This window comes from Mycobacterium liflandii (assembly GCF_022354805.1).
Classification (GTDB): domain Bacteria; phylum Actinomycetota; class Actinomycetes; order Mycobacteriales; family Mycobacteriaceae; genus Mycobacterium; species Mycobacterium marinum.
In genome coordinates this window covers 4,423,553-4,444,723 of record NZ_CP023138.1, presented here as the reverse complement: position 1 = coordinate 4,444,723, position 21,171 = coordinate 4,423,553, and the positions used below count along the sequence as shown (strand labels likewise).

Genomic DNA, 21,171 nt, shown 5'->3' with positions numbered 1-21,171 from the left:
TAGAGGGATGGAGCATCTAACCCCCCTCGATGCGACTTTCCTGGAGGTTGAGGACAGCGATCCGCATGTGAGCCTGGCGATCGGCGGTGTGTCGATTGTGGAAGGGCCGGCTCGGGCTTTCGGGGAGTTCGTCGACTCCTTCGCGGAGCGGGCGTCGGCGATTCCGCGCTTCAAACAGATCCTGCGGACCCATCCGCTCGATCTCGGTTCACCCGAATGGGTCGCGGACCCGCACTTCGACGTTTCCCGACATGTACACCACCTTGCGCTGCCGCAACCGGGCGGCGACGCCGAACTTTTCGAGATGATCGCGACGGTGATGGAGCGACGGCTCGATCGGGACCGTCCGCTCTGGGAGTGCTATCTCATCGAGGGGCTCAGCGATGACCGGTGGGCGGTGCTGACCAAACTGCATCACTGCATCGCCGATGGCATCGCGACAACGCAGATGTTGGCCAAGTTCGGTGACGAAAGCGGCGGTGGCGGGTCCTTTGCCACCGAGATTCGTGCGGCCAAAGAGCCGGCTCCGCACGGGCCGGGGCTTCCGGTGAAGGTCAGTCTGAACCCGCTGAACTGGGTGACCGGGATTGTGCGGGGCGCTCTGGGTGCGGTCTCCGTTGTCGAGCATGTCGCGTTAGGGGCCGCCGAACTGACCGGCAGTCTGCTCAGTCCCGCGCCGGAAACGTCACTGAGCGGGCCTGTCACCACGCTGCGGCGCTTCAGCGTGGCGCGGGTGCGCTTGTCCGATCTGCACACGGTTGCGCGAGCATTCGACGTGACGCTCAATGACGTGGCGTTGGCGGCGATCACCAGCAGCTACCGGTCGATTCTGCTGGAGCGGGGGAAAAGCCCGGCCACACCTCGCTGCGCACGCTGGTACCGGTGTCGGTGCGCGGGATGAGCCACTTCAACATGACTGACAATCAGGTCTCGGCGATGCTGCCCTTGTTGCCCGTCGATGAGGAAGACCCGGTCAAACAGCTTGAGCTGGTACACCGTCGGTTGGTCGAAGCCAAAGCCAGCGGCCAGCGTGAAGGCGGCACCGCGTTGGTTGCCGCGGCGAAAAGCGCGCCATTTGCGTTCTCGGCGTGGGCGGTACGGTTGCTGAGCCGGTTGCCGCAACGCGCGGTGGTGGCGTTGGCGACCAATGTGCCCGGGCCGCGGGACGAGCAGAAGCTGATGGGTCGGCGCGTGCTGGAGATGTTGCCGATTCCACCGATCGCGCTGAACCTGCGTACCGGGGTCGCGATGGTCAGCTACGGCGACAACTTCGTCTTCGGGATCACCGCCGACTACGACACCGCACCGGATATCGAGGTGCTGGCCGCCGGGATCGAGGATGGGGTGGCGCGATTGGTGAAGGAGAGCCGCGGCAAGCGGGGGAGCGCGGCGGGCTGAACCCCGACATCGCCTGTTCGGCTATGGTGTTGGCTCCTATGATCGCACTGGCCGCTACGAGAAGCTCCGGCGCCCAATGCCTTACGTGGTCTTTTCGGTCTTTCGGCATTTTGTGACCATCCGGCCCTCGGTGCCGGCAATGCTGCAGGTGAGATCGAGGTTGAACAGGCTTCATCGCCGACTACACGATCACCAACTCGAGCTCGATGCGGCTAAACGACTGGCGACTCGAATTCGACTTGCCAGTGCGAGAATTCCTCTCGGACTCGTGGAACGACTACCGTGGGACGGGCAAGTTGGGGCAGAGGGCAATGTAGTCGACATCGGGCGATATCCATTCGCGCCAATCATGGCGGCTGATGTTGGATGTGAGTTTCGAACACAGAACCGTGACGGTGGCATCCAGCGGCGTGGGCCAGACCCGCACCGTAGCGTCGGCGCTGCTGGACACCAAGGTGTGCCCGTCGGGGCTGAACGCCACACCAAGGACGCTGTCGGTGTGCCCCCGCAGGGGTTGGCCCAGCCCGGCAGGGGTCAGATTGGTGAGGTCCCAGAGCTGCACGGTGTGGTCAGAACTGCCCGACGCTAGCGTATGACCGTCGGGGCTGAACGCCACCCGATTCACGTATCCGCTATGTCCGTGCAGGGCGTGCCCCAGCGGGCTCGGGTGCGCCGGGTCGGTGAGGTTCCACAGCACGACGGTGTCGTCGCCGCTGCCGGAAGCGAGAAAGCGGCCGTCAGGGCTGAAGGCCACGCCAAGCACGGCGCTGCTATAGCCATACAGGGGTTTGCCGAGCTGTCGCGCGTGGGCTGGGTTGGTCAGATCCCATAGCGCGATGGTGGTGTCGTCGCTGCCGGAGGCCAGGGTGTGTCCGTCGGGGCTGAAGGCGAGGCTTTGCACGGTGCGAGTGTGGCCGCGCAGGGGTTGGCCGAGCTGTCGCGGGTGTCCTGGATTGGTCAGATCCCATAGCGCGATGGTGGTGTCGTCGCTGCCGGAGGCCAGGGTGTGTCCGTCGGGGCTGAAGGCGAGGCTTTGCACGGTGCGAGTGTGGCCGCGCAGGGGTTTGCCGAGCTGTCGCGGGTGTCCTGGATTGGTCAGATCCTATAGCGCGATGGTGGCGTCGTCGCTGCCGGAGGCCAGCGTCTGCACGTCAGGGCTGAACACCGCACTGCGCACGGGGCCGGTATGTCCCCGAACGGGCAGCACAGTATTGAGGTTCCACAACCGGATGGTGCCGTCGTGGCTTCCGGTGGTCAGGGTGTGTCCGTCGGGCCCGAACGCGATGCTCCATACGGTTCCGTGGTGGCCGGTCAGAGGTTGACCCAACGGACCGGGCTGCGCTGGATCTGTGACGTCCCATAGTCGCACCGTGTCGTCGACGCTGCCGGAGGCCAGGGTGTTTCCGTCGGGACCGAACGCCACGCTGGCTACACCGGCGCTGTGGCCCTGCAGGGGTTGGGCCCAGGGGGCCCGGGTGTGCGGGGTCGGTGAGGTTCCACAGTCGGATGGTGCCGTCGTCGCTGCCGGAGGCCAGGGTGTGTCCGTCGGGGTTGAACGCGACGCCGGCGACACTGGCGCTGTGGCCTTCCAGGGGTGGGCCTAGGGGGCCTGGGTGTGCGGGGTCGGTGAGGTTCCATAGCTGGATGGTGCCGTCGTGGCTGCCGGAGGCCAGGGTGTGTCCGTCGGGGTTGAACGCGATGCTGACCACACCGGCGCTGTGGCCCTGCAGGGGCGGGCCTAGGGGGCCTGGGTGTGCGGGGTCGGTGAGGTTCCACAGCTGGATGTTGCCGTTCTCGCCGCCGGAAGCCAGGGTGTGCCCGTCGGGACTTATCGCAACGGTGTTAACGGGTGCTTGCGTGGGGATGATGATGCGAGTGGTGTTCAGCGCCGCGGTGGCCGTGTAGAACGCGCCGCGGCTGGCGGCTGGGTTGGAACGCAACTGTCGTGCCGCCAGGGTGGCGGCGAGCGCGCGAATATCGCTCTCCGCGATGGTCCCGGAGAACACCAACGAGGCCTGCGCATCGAGTTGGGCGGCCAGTGCGTCGCGGGCTTGACGGGTGGCGCGGTTGAACATGATCACCGCGGTGGCGGCGCCTACCACGGCGATAACGGCGATGACGGACGTTGCGGCGATTACCGCGCGCAGGACGCGAGACCGCTGTCGTAGGGCGGCGGCGCTCTCTTGAGCCTGCTCGCGCGCTTGGGTTTCGGCGGCCGCGAGTTTCTTGGCGGCCTCGAGTTCGGCCCGCTGGCGTTGCTTCTCGAGCTCGGCTCGTTCGTTTTCGCAGTGCCGGGAGGCCAGCAGGTAGTCGTGGGTTTGGTTGAGGCGTTCGCGGAATCCGGTTTTGGCGGCTAGGTTTTCGGCTGCGGCCAGCTGGGATCCGCGCAGCAGCCAGGCTTCGTCGCGCCGCTTTTTCTCCCACTCGGCGGCGCTGCGTTCCAGCGCGTCGGCCGCCTTGAGGTCTTCGACCTCGTCCGCCAGCCAGCCCGAGAGATCGCCCCATTGGCGCAGCAGACTCTCCAAGGCGACCTCGACGATGACCTCTCCGTCGCGTAGGTCTTTGATCAGCAACCGGCGGGCCAGGAACCGCTCTAGCAGCGGGCGGCTGTCATCGGGCAGGTCGGCCCAGCGTGCCAAGCGGCGCATCGGCTGGTCGTTGTCGGGATTGATGGTGGCCAGCCACGGGATGAACGCCGCGCGCAGCAATTTGAGTTGCTGGGCCCGCTCGTCGGGATCCGAGGACAGAATCTCGTGGATCTGGGCTTGCACGACGCCATCGATTCCGCCCCGCTTGGCGTAAGGCTCGAGAGTGAGCCGGCCCGTCGACCCGTAGTCGCGGTACAGCCATGCCAGCGTCAGTGACAGCAGCGGCAGCGTGTCTGCGCCGCCGGTGGCGTCGGCGAGCAGGTGGCGCACCAGTTCCTCGTCGAGGTACAGCGGGCGTCCGCCGTCCGTCGAACGCTGCGCAGGTCCGGTGATCACCCTGTTGAACTGGGTTGCGTCCATCGGCCGAAGGTCGAACTGCTTGGTCTGCAGCCCGGCAAGCTGTGGAGCGGTCTGCATCAGCTCGTAGCGGTCGGTGCGGATCGTCGCTGCCACAATCAATGGCAGCCTGTCCTGGCCGTTCGTGCCGAGAGCCAGATCCCGGATGAGCGCCAACAACCCGGCGGCCTCCACGCCGGCGTCGCTGGTGAACAGCTCTTCGGCCCGATCCAGCGGCAACACCAGGGTCACCGGGGTGTCATCGGTAGCCCCGGTTGCCGGTTGCCGGTTGGCGGCCTTACGGCACTCCAGCAGCCACGTCCGCAGCCGGGCCACGTCGCCGCTCGCGCACGCTTCCTTGATGTCGCCCAGCGGCGGCTGTGCCAGGCCGAGGCGTTGCCGCGTGGTGCAGATCGCCTGTGCCAGCCCGCAGGCGCCGGTGAGCGCCTTGAGCTCGGGGCGGACAATGTCGAGGACGAGATACTTGCTTGCCTGTCTTTGCAGCCGGGGCACGATTCCCGCACGCAGAAAACACGACTTGCCGGCTCCGGACGCGCCCAGCACCACGAACAGGGTCTCGTCGCTCGCACGCATTCCGCGCAGGGCGTCCATCGCCCGCGCCACCTCGGCGTCCCGACCGAAAAAGACGCCCGCGTCGACCGGCTGGAAGGGTTCCCATCCGAGGTATGGCGGTCGGTCCGGTTGCGACGGTGGTGGCCAGGGGAACGACGCGGCCCCCATGCCGGCGCGCGGGATGTCCTCGAGTCCAAGGGGCGCGGTGTCTCTAGGCGATGGCGAGTCGACGAGCTTGGGGGTCTGCGTAGCAACCTGGATGTGGTGTCCGGCCGTGGTGGTCTGCCCGCCCGGCGGCGTCGCCAGTGCGGCAGCTGCCGCCATCGCGAGTTCACCAGCGCTGGGGTAGCGATCGTCAGGTTGTTTCGCCATGCCACGGGCAATGACATCGTCGAATCCCGCGGGCACGGCGGACCGGCGCTCACTCGGCTTCGGCGGGGGCGTGGCGAGATGCGCCGTCATTTGCAGCGCTACCCGGTCACCAGGGAATGGCATTTCGCCGGTAAGGCATTCATAGAGCAAACATGTCAGCGAATAGACGTCGGCGCGGGCATCGATGACGTCGCTCATCATTCGTTCGGGGGCCATGTATGCCCACGTTCCGGCGGTGCGGCTCTCGGCGGTCAATTTGGCGCCGGTACCGTCCTGGGCCAGGCCGAAATCGATCAGGTACACGAATCCTTGATCGGTCATCAAGGCGTTGGATGGTTTAACATCCCGGTGCACCAGCCCATGGGCGTGGGCGGCATCCAGAGCGGCTGCGATCTGTTCGACCATTCGAACGGCTCGCGCCGGAGTCATGGGACCGTCGCGCTGGAGCGCGACCTCGAGGTCAACCCCGTTGATGATCGGCATTACCAGGTACAACTGGCCGTCAATTTCGCCGGTGTCGTGGACGGGGATGATGTGCGGGTCGGTCAACCGAGCCGCGATGAGAGCTTCCCGGCTGAACCTCGCGCGAAAACCCGGCTCGTTGGCCCGATCGGCAGGCAAGATTTTGATCGCCACGTCGCGTCCCATAACGGTGTCGTGCGCCTTATATACCGTGCCTGCAGCACCCTGTCCGATGAGCTCGAACAACCGATATCGACCGAATTCCCTGGCGTCCAATTGATTACGCTCTCAACCTAACTGTTCTGCACATCACCCGACTCTTCTAACGTGCCGCGTACCGCCCAATTTGTAGCCCATAAGGCATGCTTCCGACACTCTTTTGGAGATTCCCCATCGCATTAGCGGGGTGATGTCGATGTCGTAGGTGGGGCGACGTGCATCGTAGAGCAACACGGTATAGGCGCCGCCGAGAAACACGAAGTCGACCCGGTGCGGATGTGGCCAACAGCACCCGCTCACCGAGAAGCGCGCTGTGACCTCCCCGCGGCTGTCTCCGCCGCGTCGCGCAACTCCTCGTAGGCTCGCAACGTCAGGTCTGCCAGTCGTGTCGGATCCTCGATGGCCGCGGCGTTGGCGATGAACCCGAAGTCCATATTGTCGTGGTAGGAGGCCAGCGTGGCGTTGAGCCCGATGGCGGCGGCGAGCGCGGAGACCGGGTAGATGCCGAGGAGTCGGGCTCCGTTGAGGTATCGGATGTCTGAGGCGCCTGCGACGTTGGAGATGACCAGGTTGCACGCCGGGTGCGCGATGCGATCGAGATGGGTGGAGGCGCCCACGCCGGCGAGCGCGACGAGTCCGACCGCGTAGGTCATGGCCGCTTCCTTCGACATGGCGCCGAGTTCTTTTTTGGCGGTGGCCACCGAGTTCATTACTTGCCCGATCCGTTCTGGCATGCTCGCCCGCGGCTGGCCGAGCCGCACGAAGATCGCCGACACCCGTGTTCCGATCGTGGTGTCGTCGTCGGCGCGCAGCGAGACCGGACACATCGCGATGAAAGGATGGGAGAACTCGCGCTCGGTCTCGCGTAGGTATGCGTGCAGTCCGCCGTCGATGACGCTGGCGGCGACGTCGTTGAGGGTGGCCCCGAAGTGATGGCCGATTTCGCGCATCTCGGCAAGCGGCAGCGACAGTGTTGCGAACCGTCGACCGATTTCCAGCGGTGCGTTGGTGGGGGCGTGCTGCGCGACGAACGGCAGACTGCCCTCGAGGTGGGATCCCAGCAGACCGGAAAGCACCTTGCGCGCCGCGCCGACAGCGACCTGGTTCAGCGCCGTGAACTCGGTGACCGCCCCGCGGATCGAGTGAGCGACCTTCTCGGCCAGCGGCGTGGGCGGGTGCGGTTCGGGGACGGGCGCATCGAGTGCGAATGCGGGCTTGGGGATGGTGTCGCGGTCGGAGGTGCTAAGTCCCTCGTAGAGCCGCTTGAGGCCGGATTCGCCATCGATGATCGAATGGTGCGTCTTCGTGTAGATCGCGAACATGTCGTCCGGCACACCATCGATCACCCAACACCGAAACAGCGGCCGGTGCCGGTCGAGTTGTGGTTCGTGTAGATCGGCAACCAGGCGCAGCAGATCGTCGTAGCCGGCGCCGGCCGGCAACGCCAGGTGCCCAACGTGGTAGTGCGGGTCCCAGTTCGCCACCTCCCGGAAATGGGGCGCGCCCCGGACCAGCAGTTCCGGGACATAGTTGAACGGCGGCGTGGGTGAGCACCCTCGGTAGGCGGCCACGATCTCGTCCACGGGATCTCGGCCGAACGGCTTCTTGAACAGCAACATCGCGCCGACGTGTGTGGTGCCGGCCGGCGACTCGAGCAGCAGCCAGGAAAGATCCAGTGGCGGAATCGGTTTGGTCATCGCCGAGCTCCCATCCGAGATCCGGGCCACCGTGTGATCGCCCATCGGGGCAGGGCGCTCAAGGGTCCGTACCCCGGATGCTCCCTCGCGACGACCGCGGTCGACGAGGGCCTAAGGGCCCTTGCTGTGCCAGCCGTAAGTCCCTGCGGCTAGGCGTGAGACCGGCCGGTTCGGCAGTCCCGGCGCCGGGGCCGCTCGGATAGTCGTTTCGAACCTGCTGTGGCAGCGTCGAATCGCGCCCTGGACAGGATCGGGGAAATCGCCGAACGCCTGTTCGTGCGTCTGCGATCGTTCTGACCACCCCGGACCGCCAACCCGGCTAACATTCTGTAGCGGTCCTGAGGTTGTCGGACTACCGGGTATGGGAGCCGCCGATGTCGACATACGTGATCGCAGCGCCCGATGCTTTTTCCGTAGCGTCGGGGGAGCTGGCCGGTATCGAGGCGGCGGTCAAGGGGGCGGCCGCGGCGGCGGCGCCCTCGACGACGGGGATCATCTCCGCGGCGGCAGACGAGGTGTCCACGGCCATCGCGCGGCTTTTCGGCAGCTACGCTGACGAGTTTCAGACGCTGAGTGCGCAAGCGACGCGGTTTCAGGCCCAGTTTGAGCGCGCGTTGAGCGAGGCCGGGGCCGCCTATGCGGCCGCCGAGGCCGCGAACGTGTCGCCGTTGCGGGCGTTGCTGCAAGAGGCGGAGAGCCTCGGGGTTTTCGCACCCATTGAGCGGCTCATCGGGCGTCCGCTGTTCGGCAACGGTTCCGTCGCGGCCGCGAGCACCGGGGCCACCGAGGCCAGCTCGCTGCTCACCTCGGGCACCAACCAGGCAGGCCTGGGCGGGGCGGTGAACTACGCCGCCGCCGAGGCGCTCGCCGCTCCGGCTACCGGGGCGACCGGGGTCAAGTCGGGGTTCTCGTTCCTGCAGATTCCGATCGGCCCGTCGGAATCCCTGGGCATCACGATTCCGCAATTCAACTTCCCCGCCCCCGCACACTGGTACTTCCCGACGCAGGCCGACGGTTCGGTCAACGCCAACGGCGTCATCTACCTACAGCACGGCTTCGGGGCGATCGGCTGGTTCTACCAGCCGCTGGCCATGCAGCTGGCGCAGCAGACCAACAGCATCGTGGTGGTTCCCACCGTGCCTTCGATTCCGTTGCCGTTCGGCATGTGGATCGGCGGTGCGCAGATGCAGCAGGGCGTGGGCTCGCTGTTCCTGGGCAGTCAGACGGTGCTGAACATCAGCGCGAACCAGGCCGACTACCTGGGCACCCTGCCGCAGGACTTCATCTTGTCCGGGCACTCCGCCGGCGGTGGGCTGGCCTCGATCGCCGCCGGCAGCTACCTCGCGAACCTTGGGGCGGCCACCAACCACCTACAGGGTGTGGTGATGTTCGACGGGGTCGCGTCGAATGCCTCGGCCTTCGGGGCTGCGGTAGCCAACCTGCAGGCGGCGAATGTTCCCATCTATGTGGTGGCAGCACCACCGCAGCCATGGAACGCTTTTGGTGCCACCACGAATCAACTGGTCAATCTGTACCCAGGCCAGTTCACCGGGGTCGAGATTGTCAACGGCTCACACGTCGACTCGATGCTGGGCGGAAATCCCCTCATCGACTTCGCCGCCCAGCTGCTGACCGGGTTCTCCCCGCCCGGCGCCACCCAGGCCGTGTACACGTTGTCCTCGGGGTGGATCAACGACATCTGGGCCGGTGCCGACCCGCTAAACCCGATCTACGGCATCTACGGACCCACCGGTGGCTACGTCGCCCCCGGCGGCCAGGCGATCTTCCTCGGGCCGACCGCCGGGATCGTATTGCCGGCGTAGTCGAGTCGGCGCAGACGAACGGGACGCCGGTTCCGGCGGCGACCCGCCGCCGCGGTCCCGGGGATCAGCCCCGGAGCGCAGGTTGTTCACCCACTCGCGCCGCCGTCGAACAGGGCGCCCGCATCGGCGGCGACTGGCGCAACACCCAAGGACCGCAGTATCTTCCACGACGTCGCGGTTGCCGCCGAGATCACCGGCAAGCCCAGCATCGCCTCAGCGGCGGGAATCGCTGCCTGGGAGGGCATTTGGACGCATGCCGACAACACGACGGCGTCGGCGTCGTGGGTGTCGAGCCGAAGGGCGATGTGCGGCGGGCGCATCGGGTCCAGGCATCCCACCGCACGGTTGTCCTCTACCTCGAGGCTGATCACATCCATTACCTCGATGCCCTCGGCTTCGATGTAGTCGACCACCTGCGACGTAAGAGGTTTCATGTAGGGCGCAACCATCGCGATCTTCCTGGCGCCCAGTTCCCGGATGTCCTCGACCAGAGCGCCGGCGCTGGAGATCACCTCGACGGTCCCGCCGGATTGAGAGGCAACCTTTGTCAAGCGCTCTTCGATTGTGCGGTGTGCGTTGGGTCCGGCGGCCATCACGGCGACCAGACAGGCGTAGGCCATCACATCCACGGCAGCGTCGGCGAGCTCGGTCGTCGCGCGCTCCGCGCTGGCGTTCATCGCCATAAGCTCTTGTGGATCAACCTTTTTCATCCGCATGCGACTGGCATGGAAGGTAAAACGATCACCGGTTGTGCTGCCGTTGGCGCGCAGCACTTCAGGAACCTCGGTTTCCATTGTCGTGTTCGAACTGGGTACGAGTAAGCCGACGCGGTAGCTCGACATCTTTCCGCCCTCTGACACGGGGATACAGATTCGACTCATTCAGCCTGGCCCCGACATGTCCGGCGTGTCAACCAGTTACGTGGAGCTCGGGTCGCCGCGCTGACGCGGTCGTGCCTCTCAAGGGATAGCGGGCCCGCTCGTGCCGGCGCTGCCACCGTTCAGTCCGGCCTGGCCGGACTGGCCGTTGGCGCCGGTAGCGCCCGTGGCGCCGGGTTGGCCGGCGGTGCCGGAGGGCGGAACGGGATTGTCATCCATGTCGAACGAGGTGCCACCGTCGCCGCCGTCGCCACCGGAGCCGGCGTCACCCCCTGCACCGACCATGCCCGACTGGCCATAGGTGCCGCCCGCGCCCGCGGCCCCACCGGTGCCGCCATCGCCGCCGTTGCCGCCGGCCCCGCCGCCGGTACCGCCGTTGCCACCGTTGCCGCCGTTGCCGGCGGTGCCGAGAATGCCGCCGGAGCCACTCGAGTGCCCGCCGATGCCGCCGTTGCCGCCCCAGCCGCCGACCAGCGGACCAAATCCGCCTCTACCGCCGTCGCCGCCGAGGGTGCCCGGCCCGCCGGTCCCACCGTTGCCGCCATTGCCGCCGAAGGGATTGTCGTCGATGACCCCGCTGTTGAAGCCGGCGCCGCCGGTGCCTCCTTGCTCCCCGGCGGTGGTGCCGTTGCTGCCGGTTCCGCCGTTGCCGTCGCCGCCGTTGTCGGTGGTGCCGGCCGCACCGGGATCGGCGTGGCTGGCCACCGGGTTGGGGGTGGGGTCAGGGCTCCGGCGTTGTTGATTAGCAGGCTTGTGAGCTGGGTTGATGATCTTTGGTGCCGCGCTATTGGGGCCGGAGTGTAGGCACGGGCTATCTGGAGAACGATCGAGTTGGTTACTGTTCGTCGTTGGTCTGGAGTTGCCCGTGCCTACCGTTTCAGTATTGCCTGTGTCGTCGGTTCCAGAGGTGTTCGACCGCTGGAGTCCTGGTGAGCGTAGCGAGGTCATCGGATCGGAGTTTCTCGGTGTGTTGGTCTCGGTGCTAGACCCGAGGGACCCACGCGGTCGGAGGTATTCGCTGATGGCTTTGTTGGCGATCGCGGTTCTGGCCACTGCCGCGGGGATGCGCGGCTATGCTGGTTTTGCTACATGGGCGGCCACCGCTCCCGATGATGTGTTGGCCTAATTAGGGGTCCGGTTCCGGCGGCCCAGTGAGAAGACCTTCCGCGCTGTTTTGTCTCGGCTAGACCCCGCCGACCTCAACGCCAGGATGGGCAGTTACTTCACTGCACACGTGGCCAGCAGCGACCCCAGTGGATTGGTGCCGATCGCGTTGGACGGCAAGATGCTGCGTGGTGCTTTACGCGCCAAAGCGACAGCCACGCATCTCGTGTCGGTGTTCGCCCACCGTGCCCGATTGGTGCTCGGTCAACTCGCTGTCGCCGAGAAAAGCAATGAAATTCCCTGCGTACGTGCCCTGCTCACGCTGCTGCCGGGTAGCTTGCGGTGGCTGGTCACCGTGGATGCGATGCATACCCAGGTCGTCACCGCGAAGTTGATCTGCGCCACCTTGAAGTCGCACTACCTGATGATCGTCAAGTCCAACCAAGCCAAAATACTTGCGCGTATCACCGCGCTGCCCTGGGCCGAGGTGCCCGCAGCCGCTACCGACGACTCCCGCGGCCACGGCCGTGTCGAGACCCGCACCCTGCAAATCATCACCGCTGCACGAGGAATCGGCTTCCCCTACGCAAAACAAATCATCCGGATCACTCGTGAACGCTTGATCACCGCCACCGACCAGCGCAGCGTGGAGGTGGTCTATGCCATCTGCAGCCTGCCGTTCGAGCACGCCCGCCCTACCGCGATCATGACCTGGATGCGTCAACACTGGGGAATCGAGAACAGCCTGCACTGGATACGCGACGTCACCTTCGACGAAGACCGTCAAAGGGCACATACCGGAAACGGCGCACAGGTCCTAGCAACGCTACGCAACACCGCGATCAATCTGCACCGCCTCAACGGCGCCGACAACATCGCCGAAGCCTGCCGGATCACCGCTTTGACCGCCAACCGCCGCCTAGACCTCCTCAATCCACAATTCCCCAGCTCACAAGCCTGCTAATCAACAACGCCGGAGCCCTGGGGGTGGGGTTGACTCCGGGCGCGCCGGTAGCCCCGTTGCCGCCGGCCCCGCCATCGCCGCCGTTGCCGTAAAGGCCGCCGCTGCCACCCGTTCCGCCGGCGCCGCCGTCAGCGCCGGGTGTGGTGGGGGTGTAGCCGTTGCCGCCTTTGCCGCCATTGCCGGCAGCGGTGGTAGGTGTGGACCCGAAACTGCCGTTGGCGCCGGTGCTGGAGCCGTGGCCGCCGATCCCGCCGGCCCCGCCGGCGCCGGGGTCACCGCCATCGCCGCCCACTCCGCCATCGGGGTGGCTGGCATCGCCAGCGCCGCCGGCCCCACCGGTGCCCGCTACACCGCCGTCACCGCCGTTGCCGCCGGCCCCGCCAGCCCCCTGGTCGCCAGATGCGCCGAACACTCCGCCGTGGCCGCCGGACCCGCCCCGACCACCGGCTCCGCCGACCCCGCCGACTCCACCGTTTCCGGCATCGCCGCCGCGACCACCGGCGCTGTCGGCGAGCGCACCATCACCACCGACCCCGCCGGTGCCGCCCGTCCCGCCTAGGCCGCCATCGCCGCCGCGAGCGCCGTCGCCGTACACCAGTCCACCCCGGCCGCCCGCACCGCCGGTCCCACCTGCGCCGCCCGTCGCGCCGGTGGTGCCGTCTTGGCCGGCACCCCCGGTCGCTCCGACCGAGCCGGCCCCGCCATCGCCTCCCGCTCCGCCGGACCCGCCGTGGCCCCACATCAACCCGCCGGCCCCGCCCGCTCCGCCGGCCCCCCGGTGCCGTCAGCCGCGCCGGCGCCACCGCCGCCGCCGGTGCCGATCAAGCCGGCGGTGCCTCCGTGTCCGCCAGCGCCTGCGACGGTCGAGCCTGCGCCACCGTCGCCGCCGGTCCCGCCGGCGCCCCACAGCCATCCGCCGCTGCCACCGGCCCCGCCGGCCCCACCAGCTCCGCTTGTCGAGCTTCCGCCGGACCCGCCGGCCCCGCCGGTGCCGATCAGCCCGGCGTTACCGCCACGGCCGCCGGCGTGACCGGGTGCTCCGGACCCGCCCGCGCCGCCGTTGCCGTACAAGATGCCCCCCGCGCCGCCGTTGGCCCCGCTGCCCGAGGTTGCATCGGAGCCGTTGCCGATCAGTGGGCGACCCAATAACGCCTGCGTGGGTCTATTGACCACGTTGACCAGGTCCTGGCCCATTGTCTGCAACACCGAGGCGCTTGCGGCTTCAGCCCCGGCATATGACTCCGCGCTCGCGGTCAACGCTTGGACAAACCGGTCATGAAACGCCGCTGCCTGCGCGCTGACCGCCTGATAGGCCTGCGCGTGGTTACCAAACATCACCGCCACAGCCGCCGAGATCTCATCGGCGCCCAACGCGCCCACCAGCATTGCGGTCGGGCTCGCCGCGGTAGCACTGGCTGTACTGATATTCGAACCGATACCGGCCAGCTGCGCGGGCCGCAGCCTCCAACAGCTGCGGTGCCGTCACCACAAATGACATAGTCGATCACCCCATCCGGCCGGAAACCACACCACACCGCCCGCCGTTAGCCGGGGCGATCGTCAACACCCCTGATGCTAGCGGTCTGGGTTCTAGCGTTTCCTGATTTGGGCAAAGGTGATGAGACACATCAAGGGCTGGCCACCGCCGGCGCACGAGTCCGCTCGCGAGGCCGACCACCGAAGCCGTGCGCCGACAACGATGTCTCGCTGGAATCGCCGCTCGAAGTGTTGGTAGCCGATAGGAGTTGTCCAGGCACCATCCCACCGCCAGCCGTGATCGGCGAAGGCAGGCACAGCCGGATCGCCCTTGTGTGGGAGTCCGGCGTCGCTGCGGCCGCGATCCGGACACGCCGGCTCGTTCTTCGGTTGGAATACTCCCGCCGCGTCGATGTAGGTCTTTGCGCGATTGCCGAAGGCGTGTGGAGACGATTGGCCGGGTCCCGTGATGGCCCGGCAATTGAGGGTTGACGCATTGTCCTGCGTCGATAGCTGATCATCGGCGGCCACGGATAGTGGTCGCCCCTGCGAATGTTCTCGATGGGAAAGCGCAGTCGGTAGAGCCGCTCGAAGATCGTGATGACCTCCACCCCCAGATCTTGGTGCACGATCAGTTCGCGACGACGGAACGCGGCGTCAAAACCGAAGTGGTTGAACTCGATTCGGCGTAACCGCGTCGGTCCGATCGGCCAATCCGGGTGCCAGGTTGCGCCGAGGTCGGCGGCAGTCACCGGGGAGACACTCGCACCGAAGGGTGCGGGCGCCACGGTGCACTGCGCGAGCAGGACGGCAGCCGCGATCATTTCAACGAGTAAGGCAACAGGCTGCCCGAAAGCGTCGGCCGGTGATGAGCCATCTGCGTTGCCTGCACACTCGCCCGATGATCACACGCAGCCGACGATATCCGGGGTCAGCGGGCAACAATCGCGCGGTGGCACGATGATCGGTTCGGAGTCACTACGCTGACGCAGGTAAGCATCGACAGCGGCTCGCCTTCTCGCCGGACCCGCCCAGAACGTCCGGCCGGGCTGCCGCCTGCGCGAAAAGTGCTCAAGGCCATCGCCGTTGGAACTAGTTTGCTCACCCTCGTTGCGGCATGCGCGCCCCACCAGCCGACACCCCCAGCGCCATCGCAGGCCGCACCCGCACCGGTAAGGGAGGGACCGAGGCCCGCCATGCCCGCCGTGGATGCGGCTGGCCTGGCTGCCTTCGCACCCGTCTCTCGGCTGATCAACGACGCCATTGCGGCCGAGCGGCTACCGGGAGCCGTCGTCGTGGTCGGCCACGGCGGCAAGATTGTCTTCCACCAGGCCTATGGCTCCCGCAAACTCGCAGGTGAACAGGGGCTCGATGGGGTGTCGGCACCCGCGGAGCCGATGACCGAAGACACGATCTTCGACATCGCGTCGTTGACAAAATGCCTCGCGACGGCGACGGCAATCATGCAGCTATACGAACAGGGCAAGGTTGGGTTCGACGATCCGGTGCAGAACCATTTGCCCGGCTTCAACCCCGCGAGCGACCCACAGCGTGCTCAAGTGACGGTCCGCATGTTGCTGACACAGACCTCCGGCGAACCGGTAGATGTCGGTTTGCAAGATGCATGGGGACTGGACGGCGCAGACCGAGCGGAAGGCATTCACCGTGCGCTGAGCACGCCGCTGCAGTCGCCGCCAGGGCGGGAGTTCCGATACTCCGACATCAACTACATTTTGTTGGGCGCGCTGCTCGAGAAAATCGCTGGTGAGGCCGAAGATGGCTACGTTGCGCAACATGTATTCGCCCCAATTGGCATGCAAGACAGCGACTTTCTTCCTGCGGCCAAAGCCTGCGGTCCACACAGCGTGAGAGGAGCCGCGATCGGGTGGGCTCCCGCGCCGGCAGGGCGCCCGCGGGCGCCCTGCCCTGCGGGTACCTGGGACACCGCCCTGCTGTCGCATATCGCGCCAACCGCACTCGATGAGGAGAGCGGTGCCGATCCAAGCCGGAACCCCAATTTCAACCGGCTGCTTCGGGGCACGGTGCATGACCCCACAGCGCGCCGCATGGGGGAGTGGCCGGGCACGCCGGGGTGTTCTCCACGGCGCACGATGTCAGCAGCTTCGCGCAGGCCCTGCTCGATCGTCTTGCGGGCCGCCCCAGCACATTTCCACTGACGCAGGCGACGTGCGAATTGATGACGACCCCGCAGCAGCCCGGACATCACATGGCGCAACTGGACGCCGCGAACGCCGCGGCGCGAGAAGCGCTTGCGCACCGGCCGAACTGAACAGATCCGATGCTGGCTCCGCGCTATCCGGCGATCAGCGGACAAACCCTGTTTGGGTTCGGCTGGGATATCGACACGCCATATTCCGCGCCGCGGGGCGTGGTCTTTCCCATCGGCAGCTTCGGTGGCACCGGCTTCACCGGAACTTCGCTGTGGATAGACCCGGGTTCCGACAGTTATGTGGTTCTGCTGTCGAACGCAATTCATCTGCGGGGCAGCACACCGATTTCGGACCTGCGTGGACAGGTGGCCACAGCGGCCGCCCTGGCGCTGGGCTTGTAGGAGGTGGCCGGCGGCACCGCGAGCAGACGCAGAATCGCACGCGCGGGGACGCGCAAGTGCGATTCTGCGTCTGCTCGCGGCGAAACGGGCCGCTACTTCTGGCCGCAGCGCGACTATCTGGCTGCTCTCCAGCCGAAGGACGTGGCGCAGGTAGGCGATGCCCAGCAGCTGGGCCATGGCCAGGTCGATCCGCAGTTCGGTATCGGGGCCTGGCAACGGTTGGGCCAACTGCGGGTACATCTGGTCCTGAAAGAAATGCCGGACCAGGGTGGTGGACTCTTCATGGGTGGCCGCACCGCGCAGGATCGCCAGCAAAGGGGCGCGTGATTCCGGCCGCTCCCAAGCCTCCAAGAACACCCGGGTGAGCCGCGCCCCGAGCTCGTCACGATCGCCGCTGAGAATGAGCGCACTCATCGCATCAGCTTCGAACGGCCATCCCACGATGGACCGGAAGAGTTCGGCCTTGCTGCCGAAGTAATGCCGGATCAGCGCCGGGTCCACCCCGGCCGCGGAGGCGATGTCACGGACCGAGGTCTGTTCGTAGCCCGACTCGGCGAACAGCCGCCGAGCGGTCGTGACGATCGCGTTGCGGGTGTCGGGGTTACCTCGACGTCGTCCCATTGGGGGCATAGTCCTGAAATTCTACAGTCGTTGACTTTTCGGGCAGCCAGCGTTAGCGTAATGGCATTAATTCCACGAGTGAGGAGTTTTTCAAAATGCCGGCACCACGCTGGGTCGCCAAGGCCAACAAGATCAGTCTCAATCGGTTCACCAAGTACGTCGCCCCATGGGCCCCAGGGTGGGCCGTCGTGGTCCATCGCGGGCGCAAGTCGGGCCGCACGTTCCGCACCCCGCTGTGGGCCTTTCACCGGCGCAACGGATTTGTCATCGCTTTGACCTACGGCACCAGCTCGGACTGGGTGAAGAATGTCCTCGCCGCTGGTGGCTGCGAACTGGAGACCAGGCGGCGTCGTTATCAGCTGGGCGACCCCGTGGTCTTCCGCGACGAGGACGCGACCGATATGCCGGCGTTCATCCGGTTCATGCTTCGCCGGGTGCTCAAGGCGCCGGAGTTCCTCAAGCTCGACGTGGTGCGCGAACTGGCGCCGGCGGGCTGACCGCAGGGGGCAAGCACGCGGTTATGGCTGGGAAGCGTTGGGGCTGGCGATCACGACCTCCATCACGAGCCCGAAGCGGTGTACGTGCGAGTGATGCGCCAGCTTCCATCCGGGGTCTAGCAGCGCGCTCACACTGATCGGACGGCATCCGCCGACAAGTTGTGGCGCAACGCGCCACAGCCCGTTCCAGGCGCGACAGGCGACCCGTTCCAGCGGCCGCTCCCCGTAGGAGAGACTGGCCACGCACAACAGGCCGTCGGCAGTCAGGATTCGTCGCAAGTCGTCCAGCACCGCCCTCGCATACGCCTCATCGAGCAGGTCGAACACAAACGTGGACAGCACCCGGTCCGCGGACCGGTCGCCGGCAGGCAGTGGCAGTGAGCCATCGACAAGGGTCACCTTGGCCCGGTCGGCCCAGGGGGCGAGCCGACTGGTGGCGAGGTTGATCATCACCGGGCTGATATCGACGCCGACATAGTTGACACTGGCCGGCAGCTCAGCCAGCAGGTTCGCAGCCAATTTTCCTGTTCCGCAGCCGAATTCAAAGATCGTCTGGCCGGGCGCCAGGGCTGCATTGGCCACGAGCCGGTCGAGCGTCTCATCCTCATAGAAGGCCTGCCAGTCCTGAATGCGTCCGATCCTGTCGTAGACCGAACGGGCCTGGCTCAGGGAAAGCGCCACGGTTGTCCTCCTTGCCCACCCTATGCGCTATGTCGGCACTGGCTTGTCAATCACCGCCAGGTCGGGATGCGCGGGGCGCACTCCCATGCCGATCAGGCGGGCGGGAATGCGGGCGAGCAACGGGAGCCGCCGGATCAGTCGCACTGGCAGTGACGCCTTGAACTGTTGCGAACTACCCAATACCGCGGTGACAACGTTCTTTTGGAGAAACACCTGGACCGCCTGGGTAGCGCGGGTCGGCAACTCGCGCCGTGCCTGCACACGCTGCAGATCGGCATCGCTCACCTGGCCGCGACGTAACGGCGAGATCAGTAGATTGGCCGCCGCGACCGCGTCCTGGATGGCCAGGTTGATCCCAACTCCGCCGATCGGTGACATCGCGTGGGCGGCGTCGCCGATGCAGAGCAGTCCCGGCCGATGCCATTGCTTGAGGCGGTCGACCGAGACGGTCAACAGCCGCAGATCGTCGAAGTCGGTGATTTCCGCGACTCGGTCCTTGACGAAGGGCGCCATCTTTACGATCTCTTCGCGAAAGAACTCAACCCCATGGCGACGCGCTTGTTCGATGGACCCCTTGGCGATTACGAAACCGCATTGCCAGTAGTCGCCCCGGTTGATCAACACCAGGATGGCGCCGCGACCGAAATTCCCCATGGATTCCTCCGGGTCGCCGGGCCGGCGCGACATCCGGAACCACAGAACATCCATCGGCGCACCTAGGCTCAGCACCTGCAAGCCCGCTTGGGCGCGCACGGTGGAGGTCCGTCCGTCGCAGCCGATCACGAGGTCGCTGTGGATCTTCTGCTCACCGTCCGGGGTATTCACGACTACGCCGGTGACGCGGTTGGGCTCCTCGATCAGTTTCGTGACTTCGGCCCGCATCAGCAGCCGGAAAGACGAAAAGCGTTGTGCCTCTTTCGCGATGAAATCCAGGAAGTCCCACTGCGGCATCATCGCGACGAACTTTCCGCGAACCGGCAAGTGGCGGAAATCGGCGACCAGTGCTCGGAAGCTACCGAATTGAGCGTTCAGCGTCGGTGTCGGCTGATGCGGCCGCTGCAACAGCTGGTCATAGAGCCCAAGCTCGTTCATGACCTCGAGAGTTGACGGGTGGATGGTGTCGCCGCGGAAATCCCGCAGAAAGTCTGCATGCTTTTCCAGCACGATGACGTCGACCCCGGCCCGGGCCAGCAGGTAGCCCAGCATCATGCCAGCCGGCCCGCCGCCGGCGACACAACAGCGCGCTCTCAGCTCTGATTCCATATCCCGCCTTGCGCTTGGATCCGACGATCGGGGCCGGTGTGCGATTCGATGCCGCATGCCGGGGCTGCCATACCCGACCGGTTCTTTCCCGTTGATGTCGCCGACGGCTCGTCGCGGAGCTGCGCGCAAGCGGCCGGCAGTGTCGCCTCTAGCACCGACGGCGAGTTCACCTGCCGAACTCTACCGGCGTGGCTGGTCCGGACCGGCGATGACGTGAGTGGTGGCGTCGTCATAATTTTGTCGCAAGGTAGAGATGGACGCTGCCGAAACCGCCAATCTGCTCGTGCTGGACCTCGAAGCCGAAGTCATCCAACAGCGTTGGCATGTCACGAATCACGTCACCGGCCCGTTGCCACATACCGGCCAGCGCAGTGCCCAGGCGATTGCCGTCTTGGGGATAGCCAACGTCGATCAAGACCAGCCGGCCTTGTCTGCGCAGCACACGATGCAGTTGGGTCATCGCCCGTGCACCGTTGGGATAACCACTGAAGGACATGGTGTTGACGACGGTGTCGAACTGGCCGTCCGGATAGGGCAGTGCCTCGACGTTTGCCTGGGACAAGTCGGCGCTCACACCCGCGCGGCGCAGATTGCGCCGCGCCATTGCGACCATGCGGCGATTGAGGTCCACCCCGTAGGTGTCAAAGTTGTTCGCATAGCGGGTGAGCAGCCAACCAGTGCCGAAAGAGACCTCCAGGACGCGCGGGCCGCGGATGTGCGGGAGCGCTGCACTGATCCAATGCCGCCACACGGGCAGCAGCTTGACCGCGAGGTCGTAGGGGCGGGCCAGTCGCGTGTACAGGCGATCGAAGTGCGCGGTAAATGCCTGGGCGTCAACGGGCTCCGCGCGGTAGCAAGTACTCGGCGAATCCTGCTGGTTCATCGCGTTCCCCAGTGCTCAGCGCAGCATTACTGCATTGCCCTCGCGGCACCGCGGCGGCACCGGCGAGGGCACCTTACCCCACACTAATCCGACCACAGGCCCACAACGAGATGTTCGCAGGCTTGCGATCAGGCTGACCACACTGGAGAAACTTTCCCGGTGGCTCACGCCTTGTCGGTGATGTCGAGGCGAAGAAAGGAACGCACCTTGTAGAGGCGGAACGTTCGGCGCGACCGCGCCGAGATGAACGGGGCCGCGACCGCGAACCCGATGACCGCCGGCGCTGTGGTGCGGTAGCGCCGGCCCTTGTGCTCGACGGTGCACTCGCCGGCCGCCATGACATTGGCGCACCAGTCCGTCCGGCCGTAGGGGAGCGGGATGTAGAACTGGTCACCAACACGCTCCGCGACGACGGGCGTCGCGTAGGCCCGCCCCGTTGTGCGGCCCTGATGATGGATCACTGAGGCATACCAGTGTGCGGACCCTGCCATCGTCAACATGGCCGGGTTGAGCACGGCCCTGTTGAAGCGCCGGATTGCGTTGATCGCTGGGCGCAGACGTAACCGAAAGGAGACGATCAAGAACGCCTCGAGCACAACCAGCAGCAGCCCCGCCCCGGCCAGCACCTGGATCGCGGCCCGCCGAACGGGCGATGTGCTTGTCGTGTCCTGCCTCACCGCACGCTCCCGCTCAGCCGGCACCGG

At 66.3% G+C, this 21,171-nt stretch carries 12 protein-coding genes and 7 pseudogenes; 6 read left to right on the top strand and 13 right to left on the bottom strand.

Annotated elements, in window-relative coordinates; genetic code table 11:
• Positions 1-7 precede the first annotated feature (7 nt).
• Both CKW46_RS19785 and CKW46_RS19780 read left to right on the top strand, forming a co-directional pair.
• A pseudogene (locus CKW46_RS19785) lies at positions 8-1,398 on the top strand (WS/DGAT/MGAT family O-acyltransferase).
• Between the two features lie 164 nt (positions 1,399-1,562).
• Positions 1,563-1,673: pseudogene (locus CKW46_RS19780) on the top strand (cellulose binding domain-containing protein); the annotation flags it as partial.
• Between the two features lie 2 nt (positions 1,674-1,675).
• Here CKW46_RS19780 and CKW46_RS19775 read toward each other — a convergent pair.
• The 4 genes and pseudogenes from CKW46_RS19775 to CKW46_RS19760 all read right to left on the bottom strand — a co-directional run bounded on the left by CKW46_RS19775 (position 1,676) and on the right by CKW46_RS19760 (position 7,705).
• Positions 1,676-2,437: a WD40 repeat domain-containing protein gene (locus CKW46_RS19775; protein ID WP_482052293.1), complete on the bottom strand. Its 762-nt coding sequence runs from the start codon at positions 2,435-2,437 to the stop codon at positions 1,676-1,678.
• A gap of 63 nt (positions 2,438-2,500) precedes the next feature.
• The gene (locus CKW46_RS19770; protein ID WP_482052292.1) at positions 2,501-2,821 is read right to left on the bottom strand and encodes a WD40 repeat domain-containing protein; all 321 of its coding nucleotides are present in this window, start codon (positions 2,819-2,821) and stop codon (positions 2,501-2,503) included.
• Between the two features lie 115 nt (positions 2,822-2,936).
• A pseudogene (locus CKW46_RS19765) lies at positions 2,937-6,035 on the bottom strand (WD40 repeat domain-containing serine/threonine protein kinase); the annotation flags it as partial.
• Positions 6,036-6,304: 269 nt separating this feature from the next.
• The gene (locus tag CKW46_RS19760; protein WP_015356299.1) at positions 6,305-7,705 is read right to left on the bottom strand and encodes a wax ester/triacylglycerol synthase family O-acyltransferase; all 1,401 of its coding nucleotides are present in this window, start codon (positions 7,703-7,705) and stop codon (positions 6,305-6,307) included.
• 374 nt (positions 7,706-8,079) lie between these two features.
• On the opposite strand from CKW46_RS19760, the gene CKW46_RS19755 reads away from it, so the two are divergent.
• On the top strand, positions 8,080-9,528 hold the full coding sequence (locus CKW46_RS19755) for a PE domain-containing protein (protein WP_482052291.1): 1,449 nt from the start codon (positions 8,080-8,082) through the stop codon (positions 9,526-9,528).
• Between the two features lie 86 nt (positions 9,529-9,614).
• On the opposite strand, the gene CKW46_RS19750 is transcribed toward CKW46_RS19755, so the two are convergent.
• Entirely contained in the window at positions 9,615-10,370 is a 756-nt protein-coding gene (locus CKW46_RS19750; RefSeq protein WP_482052290.1) for a maleate cis-trans isomerase family protein, read from the bottom strand.
• Between the two features lie 117 nt (positions 10,371-10,487).
• Positions 10,488-11,111: a hypothetical protein gene (locus tag CKW46_RS19745; protein ID WP_482052289.1), complete on the bottom strand. Its 624-nt coding sequence runs from the start codon at positions 11,109-11,111 to the stop codon at positions 10,488-10,490.
• A 160-nt stretch (positions 11,112-11,271) separates the two neighbouring features.
• On the opposite strand from CKW46_RS19745, the pseudogene CKW46_RS19740 reads away from it, so the two are divergent.
• Positions 11,272-12,474: pseudogene (locus tag CKW46_RS19740) on the top strand (ISAs1-like element IS2404/ISMul1 family transposase).
• Here CKW46_RS19740 and CKW46_RS19735 read toward each other — a convergent pair.
• Positions 12,440-13,972 (bottom strand): annotated as a pseudogene (locus CKW46_RS19735) (PE family protein). The pseudogenes CKW46_RS19740 and CKW46_RS19735 overlap by 35 nt on opposite strands.
• A gap of 92 nt (positions 13,973-14,064) precedes the next feature.
• Complete coding sequence (locus tag CKW46_RS19730; protein ID WP_041299379.1) at positions 14,065-14,481, bottom strand: M15 family metallopeptidase; 417 nt, start codon at positions 14,479-14,481, stop codon at positions 14,065-14,067.
• 665 nt (positions 14,482-15,146) lie between these two features.
• Here CKW46_RS19730 and CKW46_RS19725 point away from each other — a divergent pair.
• A pseudogene (locus CKW46_RS19725) lies at positions 15,147-16,522 on the top strand (serine hydrolase domain-containing protein).
• A 135-nt stretch (positions 16,523-16,657) separates the two neighbouring features.
• On the opposite strand, the pseudogene CKW46_RS19720 reads toward CKW46_RS19725, so the two are convergent.
• Positions 16,658-17,143: pseudogene (locus CKW46_RS19720) on the bottom strand (TetR/AcrR family transcriptional regulator); the annotation flags it as partial.
• Positions 17,144-17,238: 95 nt separating this feature from the next.
• Here CKW46_RS19720 and CKW46_RS19715 point away from each other — a divergent pair.
• The gene (locus tag CKW46_RS19715; protein ID WP_012395039.1) at positions 17,239-17,640 is read left to right on the top strand and encodes a nitroreductase family deazaflavin-dependent oxidoreductase; all 402 of its coding nucleotides are present in this window, start codon (positions 17,239-17,241) and stop codon (positions 17,638-17,640) included.
• A gap of 21 nt (positions 17,641-17,661) precedes the next feature.
• Here the strand turns inward: CKW46_RS19715 and CKW46_RS19710 are convergent, their stop codons facing one another.
• From CKW46_RS19710 to CKW46_RS19695, 4 genes are all read right to left on the bottom strand, one after another.
• Positions 17,662-18,321: a class I SAM-dependent methyltransferase gene (locus tag CKW46_RS19710; RefSeq protein ID WP_273591680.1), complete on the bottom strand. Its 660-nt coding sequence runs from the start codon at positions 18,319-18,321 to the stop codon at positions 17,662-17,664.
• A gap of 27 nt (positions 18,322-18,348) precedes the next feature.
• Positions 18,349-19,584: an FAD-dependent oxidoreductase gene (locus CKW46_RS19705; protein WP_482052288.1), complete on the bottom strand. Its 1,236-nt coding sequence runs from the start codon at positions 19,582-19,584 to the stop codon at positions 18,349-18,351.
• Between the two features lie 229 nt (positions 19,585-19,813).
• A complete protein-coding gene (locus CKW46_RS19700; RefSeq protein WP_012395036.1) occupies positions 19,814-20,467 on the bottom strand; it encodes a class I SAM-dependent methyltransferase in 654 nt (217 codons plus the stop codon).
• Positions 20,468-20,631: 164 nt separating this feature from the next.
• Positions 20,632-21,144 (bottom strand): nitroreductase/quinone reductase family protein, encoded by a 513-nt coding sequence (locus CKW46_RS19695; RefSeq protein WP_012395035.1) that lies wholly within the window; start codon positions 21,142-21,144, stop codon positions 20,632-20,634.
• Positions 21,145-21,171: the final 27 nt, after the last annotated feature.

Coding starts and splice junctions, on each gene's coding strand:
- CKW46_RS19705 (WP_482052288.1), bottom strand. CDS start 19,584: ATGGAATCAGAGCTGAGAGCGCGCTGTTGTGTCGCCGGCGGCGGGCCG.
- CKW46_RS19700 (WP_012395036.1), bottom strand. CDS start 20,467: ATGAACCAGCAGGATTCGCCGAGTACTTGCTACCGCGCGGAGCCCGTT.
- CKW46_RS19755 (WP_482052291.1), top strand. CDS start 8,080: ATGTCGACATACGTGATCGCAGCGCCCGATGCTTTTTCCGTAGCGTCG.
- CKW46_RS19715 (WP_012395039.1), top strand. CDS start 17,239: ATGCCGGCACCACGCTGGGTCGCCAAGGCCAACAAGATCAGTCTCAAT.
- CKW46_RS19750 (WP_482052290.1), bottom strand. CDS start 10,370: ATGTCGAGCTACCGCGTCGGCTTACTCGTACCCAGTTCGAACACGACA.
- CKW46_RS19760 (WP_015356299.1), bottom strand. CDS start 7,705: ATGACCAAACCGATTCCGCCACTGGATCTTTCCTGGCTGCTGCTCGAG.